We start from the raw sequence: 15,061 nt of genomic DNA, 5'->3' as shown, positions 1-15,061 counted from the left end.
CCACGGGACGTGCAACCGCTCGACGCAGGAACGCTCCACCTCGTGCTGCAACAGGCTCGGCATGGCGATCGCGCAAGCTTCGCCAGGCTGGTGGAGCACTATTACCCGCGCGCGCTGCGCTTCGCCCTGCAGATGCTGCATCACCGTGAAGACGCCGAGGAAGCCGTGCAGGACGCGTTCCTCCGTGTTCACGACAATCTGGCGCGGTTCCGCGAGGATGCACCGTTCGATCCGTGGTTCTTCCGCATTCTCGGGAACCGTTGCCGCACGCTCATGGCGAAGCGCAAGCGTCATCATGAGACTTTCGAATACGGCGACGTGCCGGTGGATGCCGCCAGTGACGCCGAGAACGACATACCCGACGAAGGGTTCATCCGCGACGTGCATCGCGCGCTCGCTCAGCTGCCATCAGAACAACGCGAAGCCTTTCTGCTCCGTCATGTGAACGACATGGACTACGAAGAGATGACGATCGTGACCGGAGCGAAGGGTTCCACACTCCGCATGCGCGTGAAACGCGCCATCGACACCCTGCGTGTCGTGCTGCGGGAGGGTGCGATCCATGAATGACCGACTCCGTTCCACCCCCGAGGGCGGTGCGCCGTCCTCCGATTTCCACGACGCCGAGGACGATCGCCTGCTGCGGCAGGTCCGGGCGGCGCTGACCCCCATGCCCCCGGTCGATCGCCGGGCCATCGCGCAGATCCTGTCGGCCGTGGCCGACCGCAAGCGGACGCCGTGGCAACGCGCGGCCGGTCGCCTGGAAGGTCTGCGCGAGTGGTGGCAGTTCTCCACGCCGCCCCTGGCCCGCGCGGGCGCCATGGCCGCCCTGGCCGTGACGGTGGGCTTCGTGGCGCGGGGGTATGTCATGCGTCCCGGCCTGCCGGTCGATGGACACGGCGGGAGCCTGGTCGCCACGCAGAGCGCCCCGGCTCCCGCCCCAGCCACCGCCCCCGCGGCACCGTCCACGGTCTCTCCGGCCGCATCGCCGGGTTCGTTCCAGGCTGTCGAAGGCACGGCCGATGCCTCCACACTGCCCGTTCCCGTGCAGTTCGTCCTCGATGCCCGCGATGTCGCCGGCGGCACCGGCGTGAGCCTGGTGGGCGATTTCAACGACTGGGATGTCACGGCCACCCCGCTCTCGCTCGAGGGCGGCGTATGGAGCACCACGCTGCCGCTGCCGCCCGGACGCCATGTGTACGCCTTCGTCATCAACGGGAAGCGGTGGATCGCCGATCCGCGCGCGCCGCAGGCTCCCGATGCCGATTTTGGCCGTCCGGGATCGGTGATCCTGGTCCGGACCCCGTGAGGAGACGCGCCATGAAACCGATGAACACGACATGGTCGACGACCGTGCGCGCCGGGACTTTCCGGACCGCACTGCTGCTGGGCGCTCTGGGCGCGTCGGCCGCGCTGCCGGCCTCCCTGCACGCGCAGGACGCCGCCGCGCCGTACGAAGCCATCGACGATGCGAGTGCGCGGACCGCCATCCGCACGGTGATCGCCGACGCGGCCGCCCGCGGGCTGCCCACGTCCCCGCTCGTCACCAAGGTGCGGGAGGGAATCGCCAAGCGGGCGACGCCCGATCGCATCCGCAACGCTACGTCGTTGCTGGCCGAACGACTGGCCAGGGCGTCGGATGCACTGGCGCCGTCGCGGTCGCCCGAAGAGCTGGCGGCCGGTGCGGATGCCCTGCAGGCGGGGATCTCCGTGACCACGCTGCGTGACATGCGGAAACTCTGGCCCGACAAGCCGCTGACCGTGCCCCTGGGGGTGCTGTCGGAGCTCATGGCCAGCGGGGTCTCCCAGTCGGTGGCCACCCGCCGCGTCCGGGACCTGCTGATCAAGGGCGCCACGTCGGCCCAGTTCGCGTCACTGGGCAGCGAAGTGCGAAATGACATCGCGTCGGGGCTCGCGCCGGATGCGGCCATGGAGCTACGCTCCAAGGGTGTCATCTCCCTCCTGCACTATCAGTCCCAGCCCACCAACACCATGCTGGGGCCGTCCGCACCAGCACCTACCACGCCCATCCGGCCCGGCCCGGCAGCCCCTCCAGGCAAGAAGTAAGCGTTCCGCGCTGATCTCCTGGATGGCGGCGGCGCTGCGCACCTTCGGTGTGTGCAGCGCCGCCTCGCTATTCGTGGTGGAGCTGTCCCTCGCCGGTCTCGCGCCCCATGCGGCGCGGGCGCAGGCAGGCCCATTGGTGTGGGTCGATGTGGGCGGCTCGCTCATCGAGCAGCCGAACAGCACACAACGACCGGCCGGCTCCCTGGGCGCCGGGCTCTGGCATCGTTTGGGCGTGCTGGGGCTGGGCGGCGATGGTGCCGTCACCTTCGCCGACGACAGTTCGGCCGCGGCCCAGTGGGTGTTGCGCACCGCGCTCATGCCATCGACATCGTGGCTGCGCTGGTCCCGCACGGAGGTCGACCTCAGTGCCACGACCATCGGCCTGGTGATGCCGGGCCACAATGGCAACCGCAGCGTCAGTGCGCGACAGTTCGTGCAACTGGGGCCGATCGGGCTCACCGGTGGAGGTGGCACCGGCCGCACGTCGCGCCTGTCGCTCGACAGCAAGGGGCATGCGTACAGTGGCGGCCTGACGCTCGACGTCCGGGGTCTGCACGCCGGCGTGACCCTGCAGCGGGCGTACACCGACGACTACCAGCTCATGGAAGCGTCGGGGATCACCCTGTGGCGGCAGGCCATGCATTACACGCTGCACGACCTGACCGGCGATGTCTCATGGCGTTCGGCACGCTGGTTCGTGGCGGCCGGCCTGGGTCGTCGCGACGGCGTCGACGCGACACAGGGTTCGGCGAAGAGCTCGCTGTTCAGCGCCGGATGGCAGGCAACGCCCTCGTTGCTGCTCATCGCACAGGCGGGCGAGCAGATGGCCGATGTGGTGCGCGGGGTGCCACAGGCGCGCTATGCTGCCGGCGTCATTCGCTGGACGCCGTTTCGTGCCCGGTGGATGCGCCGCGCGCCGGTTTCATCCATGCCATCGGCGGCATCGGCATCGACACGGGAGCAGCGCGGCCCCGAAATCCTCGTCACACGGGGCGAGCGTGGTGGGGTCATCGAGTTGCGCATCGCCGCGACCGCCGACGCCGTGGTGGAGGTGATGAGCAGCACGACCGACTGGAGCATCGTGCGCCTGACGCGCGAGGGGGACACCTTCGTGCATCGACTCACGCTGCCGAGTGGCACGCATCGCATCGCCGTGCGCATCAACGGAGGCATGTGGCGCGCGCCACTGGGATTGGTGCCGGTGGAAGACGACTTCGGTACCCGCGTCGGATTGGTGGTGGTGCCGTGATCATGACCATGACCATGATCGGGGCGGTGATGGGGATACCCCGGGAATGGCGGCCGTCATGGTGACCACGCTTCGCCAGCGCCTGGCCCTGTGGGGACGCTTCTGGTATCCCTGGCGATCCGCGGTGGCATTGCTGCTGCTGTGTCAGGCGGGTCAAGCCGTGGCCTCGTTGACGTTGCCCGCCATCACGGCGCGGGTCGTGGATCTGGGCATTCTGCAGCACGATCGCTCGTACGTGCTGCGCGGAGGCGCCGAAATGGTGGGCATCGGTCTGATCCAGGTGCTCTTTTCCATCGGCGCCGCGTGGCTGGGCGCGCGGGTGGCCATCGGCATCGGTGCCGATCTGCGGTCGGCGGTGTTCGCGCGCATCCAGACATTTTCGATGCACGAGCTGAGCCGGTTCGGCACACCCTCGCTCATCACGCGCACCACGAACGACGTGCAGCAGGTCCAGAACTTCTTCGTGATGGTGCTGACGATGATCGTCATGGCTCCCATCATGGGCGTCGGGGGCGTGGTGATGGCGCTGCGGCTGGATGTGGGGTTGTCCATGCTGCTGGCCGTCAGCGTGCCACTGCTGGCCACGCTGGTCGGTGTGCTGCTGACCCGCGCGCTGCCGCTCTTTGCGCGGATGCAGGATCAGATCGATCGCATCACGCTGGTGCTGCGCGAACAGATCACCGGACAGCGGGTGATCCGCGCATTCGTCCGTGACACGCATGAAGAGGACCGGTTCGCCTCCGTCAACGAGGGCCTGACCGATACGGCTCGGCGCGTCGGACGGCTCATGTCGCTGAACATGCCGACGGCACACCTGATCATGCAGCTGTCGGCGGTCGCCGTCGTATGGCTCGCCGCGGAACGCATCGCGGCGGGAGAGCTCCAGGTGGGGATCCTCGTGGCGTTCCTCTCCTACATCATGCAGATCCTCATCGCGGTGATGATCGCGTCGATGCTGTTCGTGATGGCCCCGCGGGCGCTCGTCAGCGCGCGGCGCGTGCGCGAAGTGCTGGAGACACAGGCCTCGGTGGCCGACCCGGCGCATGCCCGTCCACTGCCGCCGGGCACCACCACACGGGCGCGGGTCGAATTCCGCAACGTCTCGTTCGCCTATCCGGGTGCCGAACGCGCGGTGCTGCGGCATGTCAGCTTCACCATCGAACCCGGTCACACCGTGGCCGTGATCGGCGCGACCGGTTCCGGCAAGAGCACCATCGTGCAGCTGATCGCCCGGCTCTTCGACGTCACCGATGGCGCCATTCTCATCAACGACGTGGACATCCGGGAGTTCCATCTCGAGGATCTCTGGTCGCTGCTCGGACTCGTGCCACAGGAAGCGTTTCTCTTCTCCGGCACGGTGAGTGACAACCTGCGGTACGGGCGCGCCGATGCGAGTGACGACGCGTTGTGGCAGGCGCTCGACATCGCGCAGGCGCGGGACTTCGTCGCCGCGCTGCCCGGGCAACTGCAGGCGCCCGTGGCCCAGGGCGGCACGGGATTTTCCGGCGGTCAGCGGCAGCGGCTCACCATTGCGCGTGCCCTCGTGCGTCAGGCGCCCATCTATCTGCTCGACGACAGCTTTTCCGCACTCGATTACGTCACCGATGCCCGCCTGCGTTCGGCGCTGCGTGGCGCACTGCGCGACGCGGCCGTGCTGATCGTGGGACAGCGTGTCAGCTCGCTGCGTCATGCCGACACCATTCTGCTGATCGAAGAAGGCGTCATCGTGGCGGCAGGCACGCATGAACACCTCATGCGGGAGAGCGCCGGTTATCGGGAGATCGTGGCCTCACAGGACGCAGGTGACGATTCACCGGAGCTCACGATATGACGTTCCCCGGCGGGAAGCCCCAGGAGGAGAAGTCGTCGGATCTCTCCACATCGCCGCCACAGGGTCAGCGTGGGGGCCCGCAGATGTCGGGACCGCGCATGGGAGCGGCCGGCATGGCCTCGGGAGCGCGCGCCAGGGATCTTGGCGGCACCCTGCGCCGACTGGCGGCATTGTTCGGCGCCCGTAAAGGCAGCGTCGTCACCATCGTGCTCTGCACGGCGGGCAGCGTGCTGCTGAGTGTGTTGGTGCCCTGGCAACTGGGACGCGCCACCAACAGCGTGGTCGACGCCGTGTCGGCCGGCCACGCCGTCGACTTCACGGCGCTGGCGCATTTGCTGCTCGTGACGGCCGCGCTCCAACTGGGCGCCATGCTGCTCAACTGGCGACAGGCCTGGCTCACCACCGATCTCGTGCAGGGCATGAGTCGCACCTTCCGCCAGCAGGCCGAAGACAAGTTGTTCCGTCTGCCGCTGCCCTGGTTCGATCGACAGCCCCACGGCGAGGTGCTCAGCCGCATCAGCAACGACATCGACAACGTGGGACAGAGTCTGCAACAGCTGCTGAGCCAGTTGCTCATGTCCACGCTGCAGCTCACCGGCGTCATCGCCATGATGGTGTGGTTGTCGCCCACACTCGCGCTGGTGGCGGTGGCCAGTCTGTTCGTTTCGGTGACGACGGCGCGCTGGCTTGCGGCCCGCGCACGCCCGCATTTCACCGCGCAATGGCGATGGGTGGGCACCCTGAACGGCACGGTGGAGGAGAACTACACCGGACACGCGCTCATGAAGGTCTTCGGGCACCGGGCGCAGGCCCGCGCGCGATTCGAAGCCGACAACACCGCGCTGCGGCGCAGTGTGTTCCGCGCCCAGTTCGTGTCCGGCATCATCCAGCCGGTGATGATGTTCGTGGGCAATCTGGCGCTCATCACCGTGGTCACGGTTGGCGCGCTTCGTGTGCTGTCGGGCGCCATGACCGTCGGATTGCTGCAATCGTTCATTCAGTACATCCGTCAGACGAATCAGCCCATCGGCCAGATCGCCAGCGTCGCCTCCGTCCTGCAGTCGGCGGCCGCTTCGGCGGAACGCGTCTTTGAACTGCTCGATGCGCCCGAGATGGACGCGGATCCCGACGCACCCGCCGTCCTCACGCAGCCCCGCGGTCATATCGCGTTCGAACATGTCACGTTCCGGTACGATCCGGCGCGTCCGCTCTTCGAAGACGTGAGCTTCGAGGCTCTCCCGGGGCAGACCATGGCGATCGTGGGTCCGACGGGTGCGGGAAAAACCACGCTCATCAATCTTCTGCTGCGGTTCTACGAGATCGACGGCGGCCGCATTCTGCTCGACGGCATCGACACCCGCCGCATGAGGCGCGACGAACTGCGGCGCCATTTTGGTCTCGTGCTGCAGGAGACCTGGCTCTTTGCCGGCACCATCCGCGAGAACATCGCCTATGGACGCGAAGGGGCGTCCGAACAGGAGATTCTCGATGCCGCGCGCGCCTGCCACGTGGACGAATTCGTGCGCACGCTGCCCAACGGATACGACACCCGGATCGATGAAAACGGCAGTGGACTCAGCACCGGTCAGCGGCAGCTGCTGACCATCGCCCGGGCCTTCCTCGCGCGCCCGGCCGTGCTGCTGCTCGACGAAGCCACCAGTTCCGTCGACACACGCACCGAACTGCTGGTGCAGCGGGCCATGGCCACGCTCCGCGCCGATCGCACGAGTTTTGTCATCGCCCACCGGCTCTCCACCATCCGCGACGCCGACACCATCATCTACATGGAGAATGGCACGATGGTCGAGCGTGGCAGCCATGACGCGCTGATCGCGCGGCGGGGACGCTACTGGCGTCTGTACCACTCGCAGTTCGAGGAGGCTCTGGCCGGGTAGGCCCGTCCAGGTGGCGAGATGGATCCAACGGATGCATGATCTCGGTGTGTACGAGATGAATCCTGGATTCTGCTGGAGTGGCAATGCGCCGTGACAACACAAAGGCCGTTTTGTTGGCGTTGACGGCTTTCCTGGCAGGCTGTGAAGGACCGAAGCATGCAACACCGGGATCACCCGCCAGCGGCGTGACGTTGACGCCCTTCGCCACGGTCCGTCTGAAAGACCGCGACACGGCATACATCGGCAAGCCGAACGCGCTGGCTGTTTCGCCGCGAGGTGAGTTTTTCGTCACCGACATACCGAGCCGTCGGGTGCTCCGGTTCGATGCGACGGGCAGGTTCGTGGAAACGATCGGCCGCCACGGTGGAGGACCGAACGAATTCGAAGCGCCGTACCTGCTGACGCCACTGGATGACTCCACCCTCGCCATCGTCGATCTGCTGCGCCGACAGGTCGTGCTCTGGGATCTGCCATCGCGAAGAGCGCGAACGCGCCTGGCGCTGCCCGGACTGACTTCGGGGGTCGTGCAGTCCGGAGACGCGCTGTACGTCTCTGCCGCGGATGTGGAGCATGGCACCGCCGGCATTCGCTGGCGCGCACCCGGGCTCGAGCCCGAACGCCTCGGGCGGGTGATGGACGTGTATCGCGACCTGTTCTGGTCCATCTGGGGAACCGTCTCGGTTGCCGTCTCGGGAGACAGCATCCTCTACTTCGGCGGACGCTCAGAGTACGTGATCATCGCCGACAGCCAGTGGCAACCCCGCGATTCGCTCTCGATTCCTCGCGCGGCGCGGCGGGGCATTCCCCGCGAGATCGACTACACCGTCGGCAACGGGCGGAACATCTATGACGTTGGCAATCAGCTATCGACACCTTTCGGGTTGCGCATTCTCTCCGGCAACCGATACGCGGTCTTTCATCTCGATGCGAGCGTGGTCGACAACCGCATCATCATCGGGCGGGTGTTCATGACGGTCGTATCCCCAATGCGGGCCTCTCGCTGCGTCGACCTCCTGGTGCCGGCACATGATTCCACGGCGATCCCGCGTGTGGCGTTCGTTGCCGACACGCTCTTCGTATTGGATCATTTCGTGGCGGGCGACAGCGCGATCGGCGAGATCAGCAAGTATCATATCGGCACGGATCGCTGCTGAGGAATTCGTAGCCCTCCGGTTCGAAGCCGCTTTCGAAGCCGCCTACGCCGAGAATACCGCCCGCAGTTGCTGCACGGCCCACGTCAGATCGTCTTCGCTCACCACCAACGGCGGTGACAGACGGATCACGTGATCGTGCGTCTCCTTGCACAACACCCCGCGCGCCTTGAGCGCTTCGCACCACGGGCGCGCGGGTCCACGCAGTTCGATGGCCACCAACAGGCCTCGGCCGCGCACGTCCACGATGTCGGGATGCGAGGATGGACCAACCAGCGATTGCACCTGCGCGAGAAACCACGCCCCGAGTCGCGCGCTGCGCTCCACCAGATGTTCGTCCTGCAGCACCCGCAACGCCGTGCGGGCCACCGCACATCCCAGGGGATTGCCACCGAACGTGCTGCCATGAGAGCCGGGTTCGAACACACCGAGCACGTCGCGCCGCGAGACCACCGCCGAGACCGGATAGAAGCCGCCCGAGAGGGCTTTGCCCAGCACGAACACATCGGGCTTCACGCCCTCGTGATCGCATGCGAACATCGCGCCCGTGCGCCCCAGACCGGTCTGGATTTCATCGGCGATGAGCAGCACGTCGTGTTCACGACACAGATCGGCGAGCGCGCGTAGAAAGCCCGGTGGCGGAATGAGCACACCGGCTTCGCACTGAATGGGCTCCACCAGCACCGCGCACACATGACGATGCATCAGTGCGCGTACGGCGTCGATGTCGCCGAAGGGCGCGAGCACGAATCCGGGAGCGAACGGACCGAATCCGTCGCGATACGACGGCTCCGATGAAAACCCCACGATGGTCGTGGTGCGGCCGTGGAAATTGTTGGTGAACGCGATGATCGTGGCCTGTCCGTCGGGAATGCCCTTGGTGCGATAGCCCCACCGACGCGCGGCCTTGATGGCGGTCTCCACCGCCTCCGCGCCCGTGTTCATGGGCAGCACCATCTCCATCCCGCACACACCCGCCACCTCTTCACAGAACGCGCCCAGCTGATCGTTGCGGAACGCGCGCGACGTGAGCGTCACCCGCGACGCCTGCTCGATCATCGTTTCGAGAATGCGTGGATGACAGTGGCCGTGATTGACTGCCGAGTAGGCGCTCAGGCAGTCGAGATACCGCTTGCCGTCGACATCGGTCACCCACGCGCCTTCGGCGGATTCGATCACCAGATCGAGCGGACGATAGTTGTGGGCGCCCCAGGCCTCCTCCCGCGCGATGAACGCGTCGGTGGTGTCGAGGGTCGCGCTGGACGTCATGGACTGTGTGATCGGTGTCATCGGTCCCTCCAGTACTCAGAGAATGCGCCGACCGAAGGCGCTGGCCACGAGATCCACCGCCAGCTCCGCGGTGCCGTTGGCGCGATCGAGAATCGGATTGATCTCCACCAGATCCATCGCCACCATCGCACCCGAATCGCTGAGGATCTCCATGGCGAGATGGGCCTCGCGCACGCTGACGCCGCCGCGGACCGGAGTGCCCACGCCCGGGGCCTCCCGGGGATCGACGAAGTCGGCGTCGAGCGACACGTGCACACCGGCCGTGCCACGTGTCGTGATGCGCACGGCGTCGTCCATCACGGCCCGCATGCCCCGTTCGTCGATATCGCGCATGGTGAACGCCCGGATGCCCAGCCGGGCGATGGTGTGTTTCTCCGCATCGTCCACGTCGCGCAGTCCCACGTACACGAAATGTTCGGGGAGCACCACCGGCATCACCGACGCGATCTGCGACAGGCGCGCATCGCCCAGACCCAGCAGATGCGCCACCGGCATGCCGTGCACGTTGCCGGTGAGACTGGTGCGCGGCGTGTTGATGTCCGAGTGCGCATCGAGCCAGATCAGCCCGACCCGTTCTCCCCGTTCGGCCAGCGCGGTGGCACTGCCCGCCACGGATCCGGTGGACAGGGAATGATCCCCACCGATCACGAGCGGACGTTCGTTGCAGCGAATGGCCTCCGCCGTCCGTTCGGCGATGTCGCGCGCCACATGCGAGATGGCTTCCAGGCGACTGAGCGGCGCCGGTGGCAGTTCGTCCCGGTCGGGGACCGGCACATTGCCGCCGTCGACCACGGGAATGCCCAGGGTACGCAGCGCGCCAGCCACGTCGGCCAGACGCATCGCGCTGGGGCCCATGTCCACACCGCGCCGGCTCGCCCCGAGATCCATGGGCACGCCGAGGAGTCGGATGGTACGGACATCCCGGCTCGCTTCGAACGCGGGGCTCTGATGGGTATCGTGGGTATCGGCGCCAGGATCGGTGTCGAGGTCGATGGCTGGACCATCTCCCCGATCGGAGCGCCATTCGGAACGCCAGGATGCGGGAGTCATGCATCAAAATCTCCCCTCTTTCGTGTTATCAACAAGCCAACAAAATGCGCATATTTCATAGTGAGTTGTACATTCTGCTATCCCATATTGACACTTCGCCAGCACTCACAGGGCCGCCGCTTTTGGAGGGATCCCATGGACGATACCGATCGCCGTCTCATCGCCCTGCTGCGGGAGAACGCGCGGACGCCGGTGGCCAAACTCGCGCTCCAGCTTGGCGTCTCCCGCGCCACCGTGCAGAACCGCATCGACCGGCTGCTCCAGCAACGGGTGCTGCTGGGCTTTACCGTGCGCACTACACCCGAAGCGGCCCGACATCAGGTGCGGGCCACGATGATGGTGGCGGTCGAGGGCGATCACGCCGAGACCGTGCTCCGCACGCTGCGGGGATATCCCGAAGTGCACGCGCTGCACACCACCAACGGCCGGTGGGATCTGGTGGCGGAACTCGCCACCGACACGCTCGAAGACTTCGACCGTGTCCTGCAGCGCATCCGGAACGTCAAAGGCATTGTCAATTCGGAAACCAATCTGCTGCTGTCGACGCACAAGCTGTGAGGGCGCCCGATCGGGCGCCCTCCGGCGCCCCTACCGATGCATCAGATACTCCAGCACGTCGAACCGGGTGACGATCCCCTGAATCACCCCATCCTTGCGCATGAGTACCGCACGGTTCGATTTCGACAGCAGCTTGGCCACACTTTCCACCGGCTGATCGGCTTCGACGATCGGGAACGGCTGATCCATCACGTCGCTCACGGTCTGGTCGAGCACCTTGGGGTCGGCCAGTGACTGCGACGTGAGCTGCGATTCGGCCGCGCTGCCCACACACACCGTCCCGTCCATGACCGGCACCTGCGACACATTGTGCAGGGCCATGAGGCGGATGGCCTGACGCACCGTCGTACCCGGGGCCACGCTCACGATGGCCGGCGCGCTCGTGTCCTTGTTGCCCAGCACCGCCGCAATCGATGTCTGCGGCGCGTCGAGCAACTGGTTCTCGCGCATCCACTCGTCGTTGTAGACCTTGCTGAGATAGCGCTCGCCCGTGTCGCAGAGGAACGTCACCACCATCGCATCGGGATCATCCAGACGACGCGCGACCGTGAGCGCGGCATGGGCAATGAGGCCCGCCGAGCCGCCCACGAAGATGCCTTCCTCCCGTGTGAGACGGCGCGCCATGCTGAACGCGTCCTTGTCGCTCACCGAGATGAATTCGTCGATCACATCCATGTCGAGCGTGGCGGGCACGCAGTCCTGTCCCACCCCTTCCACCTTGTACGGCGCACCGGTCGGATGGCCTTCGCCCTTGCTTCGCCACATCTCGGCCAGCACCGATCCCATGGGATCGGCGGCGATGATCTTGATGTTCGGATTCCGGCTCTTGAGATAGCGCCCCACCCCGCTGATCGTGCCGCCCGTGCCCGCCGACGCCACGAAATGCGTGATGCGTCCCTGCGTCTGCTCCCAGATCTCGGGGCCCGTCGTGGCCACATGCGCCGCCGGATTGGCCGGATTCTCGAACTGACCGGCGAGGATGGCGCCCGGTGTTTCCTTCACGATGCGCTTGGCCATCTGCACGTAGTTCTGCGGATGATCCGGCGGCACGGCGGTGGGCGTGATGATCACTTCGGCACCGAACGCTTTCAGCAGCCGCACTTTTTCCTGCGACATCTTGTCCGGCATCGTGAAGATGCAGCGATAACCCTTGAGTGCGGCCGCGATGGCGAGCCCGACCCCGGTGTTGCCGCTGGTGGCCTCGACGATCGTCCCACCGGGCTTGAGCGTACCGGCGGCCTCATGCGCTTCGATCATGGGCAGCCCGATACGATCCTTTACGCTCCCGCCGGGGTTGAAGAAGTCGGCCTTGCCGAGCAGGGGCGTCCGGATACCCCTGGCGACCCGCGCCAGATGGATGAGCGGCGTCCAACCGATGGTCTCCAGCACGTTGTCGTAGGGGCGACGATGCCGCACGTGTTCTTCGGAAGACGAGGAGGACGCAACGGAAAGCGTGGTGGCCATGGCAGGAATTGGTCACGAAACGGAAAGGAAGGCGGGCGTGGTTCCGCGCGCGCTGCCACAATCTATCACCCCGCCACACCGCCTCGGATCATCACCATCGCTCTCGCGTCCACGGCGCCATCGTCCATCTTTCTCCGCATGCGCATTCGCCAGTTCCTCCGCACCTCGTCCACGCTGATACCGCTGTTCCTCGCCGCGTGCGGATCGGGCAACGGGGACGCCGGCCCCGGTCCCGTGCCGACTGTCATTCGTGCCGAAACGGGAAATCAGCAGACCGGCGTGGCCGGCGTCGCATTGACCACGGCGTTGTCCGTCGTGGTGACCGACAAGGACAACAAGCCGGTGACGAACCGGCGCGTGGAGTGGAACGTGGGTGCGGGGTCTGGCTCGGTGTCGCCGGCATCCTCTCCGACCAACAGCAGCGGGGTGGCCACCACCATGTGGACGCTGGGGACCACCGCAGGCACGGCGCGGGTGACGGCGCAGGTGACGGGACTCAATCCGGTCACCTTCACCGCCACGGTGCTGCCTGGCGCGGCAGCCAGCGTCGTCGCCCTCCCCGATGCCGCCTTTCTCGAAGTGGGCGACACGCTCCGTGTGCGTGCCGGCGTGCGGGATCAGCATGCCAACGAACTGACCAATCAGGCCATCGAATTCTCGTCGCTCGAGCCGTCCATTGCCTCGGTGAGCAATGTGGGACTCGTCGCCGCCCGGGCCACCGGATCGGCGCGTATCGTGGCCACGAGTGCCGGACGCGCCGATACCGTACCCGTGGTCGTGGGGCCGGCCGGCTCGGCTGGGTGTGGTTCCGTGACACCCCGCGTGCTCGGTGTGGGTGAGGTGTTCATTCCGTCGGCCGGTACCTCGAACGTCACGGCCTGCCTCTCGGCGCAGGGTCTCACGAACACCGAATACGCACTCACGCTCATTTCCACGACGACGAATTTTGGTGTGGCCACCACCATCGACGTGGTGGGCATCGGCACCAACACACCGGTATTCGCCGCACTGACGGCGCCTGACGACACACCGACAGGCCTCGCGCGCGGCGATCTCGGCAACCTCGGCAGCAGCGCCACCGCGACCATCGATGCCAATGCGGCATTCGAAGAGCAGCGTCGCCTGATCGAGCGACGGGAACTCACACCGCTGGCGGCCGACGCGCGCGACTGGCAGGCCCAGGTGACCGGCAGTCTGCTGCGTTCGCAGGTGGCAGGTGTTGCCGTGGGTGACGCCATCAAACTCAATGCCAACGCCAGTCTCGCCTGCAGTGCCCCCGATACGCGCAGCGGGCGGGTGGCCGCGGTGGGCAATCGGGTGATGGTCGTGACCGACAACGAGAACCCCGCCGGGGGTTACACCGACGCGGAGTTCGCCGGCATCGCGGCCACATTCGATACGCTCGTGTTTCCCATGGACACCTCGGCGTTCGGTGCGCCCAGCAACATCAGCCGGTACGGCAAGATCATCCTCTTCTACACCCGCGCGGTGAACGCCCTCACCCCCTCGAGTGCGGGGTACACCATCGGCGGATTTTTCTTCGCGCGCGATCTCTATCCCAAAACGGCCCGCAACGGCCTGCAGGTCTGCGCGGCGTCGAATGAAAACGAGATGTTCTATCTGCTCGTGCCCGATCCCAGCGGCACGATCAACGGCAACCGGCGCTCGAAGGACGAGGTCACCACGCTCAACCTCTCCACCATCGCGCACGAGCTGCAGCACCTCATCAATGCATCGCGCCGGCTCTACGTGAACACCGGCGCGGCCCTGAACGAGGAGACATGGCTCGACGAGGGACTGTCGCATGTCGCCGAGGAGATGCTGTACTTCCGCATCGGCGGTTTCTCATCGCGTCAGAATCTCACGATCACGGATGTGGGTGCCAACACGGCGCGTTCCGATCAGTTCCGCAACTACGCTTCACAGAACTTCTCGCGCTTCTACAACTTTCTCATCGCGCCCGAAGTCAACTCGCCCTATGCCCCCAACGATTCGCTGCCCACCCGCGGGGCGATCTGGAATTTCCTGCGTTATGCCGCCGGCCGTCGGGGCGCGGATGGTGAAGCGGCGTTCTTCCACGCACTGGTGAACTCCACGACCACCGGCGTGAACAATCTGCAGTCGGTGCTCGCCGGTCCGGTCTTCGGCGACTATCTGCGGGACTGGACCGTGTCATTGATCGCCGACGACTACACGGCCGCGACAACCACCGCCTTGGGTGCGACGTACACGAACCCGGCGTGGAATTTCCGCAGCATCTTTCCGGGGCTGCGATTCGGCGGCGGATCGGCGCTGGGCGTGTATCCCATCGGCGCGCGCGCGCTGCGCAACAACACGCCGCAGCGTGTGGCGCTGGCCGGTGGCACCAGCAGCTATCTGCGGTTCAGCATCCCGGGCAACGGCCGGGCACTCATCACGATCTCCCGCAACGGCGCCGCCCCACCGTCCACGTTGCGGTACGCGCTGGTCCGGTTGCGGTAGTCACTCGACGACAACCGCCATCGGG

12 protein-coding genes are annotated in these 15,061 nt (G+C 66.4%); 9 read left to right on the top strand and 3 right to left on the bottom strand.

The features are described from left to right. Positions 1-9: 9 nt before the first annotated feature. The 7 genes from WG208_RS05345 to WG208_RS05315 all read left to right on the top strand — a co-directional run bounded on the left by WG208_RS05345 (position 10) and on the right by WG208_RS05315 (position 8,196). Positions 10-570: an RNA polymerase sigma factor gene (locus WG208_RS05345; RefSeq protein ID WP_337170303.1), complete on the top strand. Its 561-nt coding sequence runs from the start codon at positions 10-12 to the stop codon at positions 568-570. Further along, on the top strand, positions 563-1,309 hold the full coding sequence (locus WG208_RS05340; protein ID WP_337170302.1) for an isoamylase early set domain-containing protein: 747 nt from the start codon (positions 563-565) through the stop codon (positions 1,307-1,309). The genes WG208_RS05345 and WG208_RS05340 overlap by 8 nt, the downstream gene beginning before the upstream one ends. Before the next feature lie 11 nt (positions 1,310-1,320). Beyond that, positions 1,321-2,067 (top strand): hypothetical protein, encoded by a 747-nt coding sequence (locus WG208_RS05335; protein WP_337170301.1) that lies wholly within the window; start codon positions 1,321-1,323, stop codon positions 2,065-2,067. A 22-nt stretch (positions 2,068-2,089) separates the two neighbouring features. Beyond that, positions 2,090-3,316 (top strand): hypothetical protein, encoded by a 1,227-nt coding sequence (locus tag WG208_RS05330; protein ID WP_337170300.1) that lies wholly within the window; start codon positions 2,090-2,092, stop codon positions 3,314-3,316. A gap of 46 nt (positions 3,317-3,362) precedes the next feature. Then, positions 3,363-5,147, top strand: a complete 1,785-nt coding sequence (locus WG208_RS05325; protein WP_337170299.1) for an ABC transporter ATP-binding protein — start codon at positions 3,363-3,365, stop codon at positions 5,145-5,147. Beyond that, positions 5,144-7,042 (top strand): ABC transporter ATP-binding protein, encoded by a 1,899-nt coding sequence (locus WG208_RS05320; RefSeq protein WP_337170298.1) that lies wholly within the window; start codon positions 5,144-5,146, stop codon positions 7,040-7,042. The genes WG208_RS05325 and WG208_RS05320 overlap by 4 nt, the downstream gene beginning before the upstream one ends. A gap of 185 nt (positions 7,043-7,227) precedes the next feature. Continuing rightward, complete coding sequence (locus WG208_RS05315; protein WP_337170297.1) at positions 7,228-8,196, top strand: 6-bladed beta-propeller; 969 nt, start codon at positions 7,228-7,230, stop codon at positions 8,194-8,196. 42 nt (positions 8,197-8,238) lie between these two features. On the opposite strand, the gene rocD is transcribed toward WG208_RS05315, so the two are convergent. After that, on the bottom strand, positions 8,239-9,483 hold the full coding sequence (gene rocD, locus WG208_RS05310) for an ornithine--oxo-acid transaminase (protein WP_337170296.1): 1,245 nt from the start codon (positions 9,481-9,483) through the stop codon (positions 8,239-8,241). A 15-nt stretch (positions 9,484-9,498) separates the two neighbouring features. Continuing rightward, positions 9,499-10,533, bottom strand: a complete 1,035-nt coding sequence (rocF, locus tag WG208_RS05305; protein WP_337170295.1) for an arginase — start codon at positions 10,531-10,533, stop codon at positions 9,499-9,501. 135 nt (positions 10,534-10,668) lie between these two features. Between rocF and WG208_RS05300 the strand changes: the two genes are divergently transcribed. Continuing rightward, positions 10,669-11,091 carry an Lrp/AsnC family transcriptional regulator gene (locus WG208_RS05300; RefSeq protein ID WP_337170294.1) on the top strand — a complete coding sequence of 141 codons (423 nt, stop codon included), beginning with the start codon at positions 10,669-10,671 and terminating at the stop codon, positions 11,089-11,091. Between the two features lie 30 nt (positions 11,092-11,121). Here WG208_RS05300 and WG208_RS05295 read toward each other — a convergent pair whose 3' ends face one another. Next, positions 11,122-12,555 (bottom strand): pyridoxal-phosphate dependent enzyme, encoded by a 1,434-nt coding sequence (locus WG208_RS05295; RefSeq protein WP_337170293.1) that lies wholly within the window; start codon positions 12,553-12,555, stop codon positions 11,122-11,124. 138 nt (positions 12,556-12,693) lie between these two features. On the opposite strand from WG208_RS05295, the gene WG208_RS05290 reads away from it, so the two are divergent. Next, positions 12,694-15,036, top strand: a complete 2,343-nt coding sequence (locus tag WG208_RS05290; RefSeq protein WP_337170292.1) for an Ig-like domain-containing protein — start codon at positions 12,694-12,696, stop codon at positions 15,034-15,036. Positions 15,037-15,061 lie beyond the last annotated feature (25 nt).

This window comes from Gemmatimonas aurantiaca (assembly GCF_037190085.1).
In the GTDB taxonomy this organism is placed as follows: Bacteria; Gemmatimonadota; Gemmatimonadetes; order Gemmatimonadales; family Gemmatimonadaceae; genus Gemmatimonas; species Gemmatimonas aurantiaca_A.
The sequence above is the reverse complement of the archived record's forward strand: the minus strand, read 5'-3'. Positions and strand labels throughout refer to the sequence as shown.

Bases quoted from the DNA above. Each gene is read 5' to 3' on its own strand.
- WG208_RS05340 (WP_337170302.1), top strand. From the start codon at position 563: ATGAATGACCGACTCCGTTCCACCCCCGAGGGCGGTGCGCCGTCCTCC.
- WG208_RS05335 (WP_337170301.1), top strand. From the start codon at position 1,321: ATGAAACCGATGAACACGACATGGTCGACGACCGTGCGCGCCGGGACT.
- WG208_RS05330 (WP_337170300.1), top strand. From the start codon at position 2,090: ATGGCGGCGGCGCTGCGCACCTTCGGTGTGTGCAGCGCCGCCTCGCTA.
- WG208_RS05325 (WP_337170299.1), top strand. From the start codon at position 3,363: ATGGCGGCCGTCATGGTGACCACGCTTCGCCAGCGCCTGGCCCTGTGG.
- WG208_RS05320 (WP_337170298.1), top strand. From the start codon at position 5,144: ATGACGTTCCCCGGCGGGAAGCCCCAGGAGGAGAAGTCGTCGGATCTC.
- rocD (WP_337170296.1), bottom strand. From the start codon at position 9,483: ATGACACCGATCACACAGTCCATGACGTCCAGCGCGACCCTCGACACC.
- rocF (WP_337170295.1), bottom strand. From the start codon at position 10,533: ATGACTCCCGCATCCTGGCGTTCCGAATGGCGCTCCGATCGGGGAGAT.
- WG208_RS05300 (WP_337170294.1), top strand. From the start codon at position 10,669: ATGGACGATACCGATCGCCGTCTCATCGCCCTGCTGCGGGAGAACGCG.
- WG208_RS05295 (WP_337170293.1), bottom strand. From the start codon at position 12,555: ATGGCCACCACGCTTTCCGTTGCGTCCTCCTCGTCTTCCGAAGAACAC.
- WG208_RS05290 (WP_337170292.1), top strand. From the start codon at position 12,694: ATGCGCATTCGCCAGTTCCTCCGCACCTCGTCCACGCTGATACCGCTG.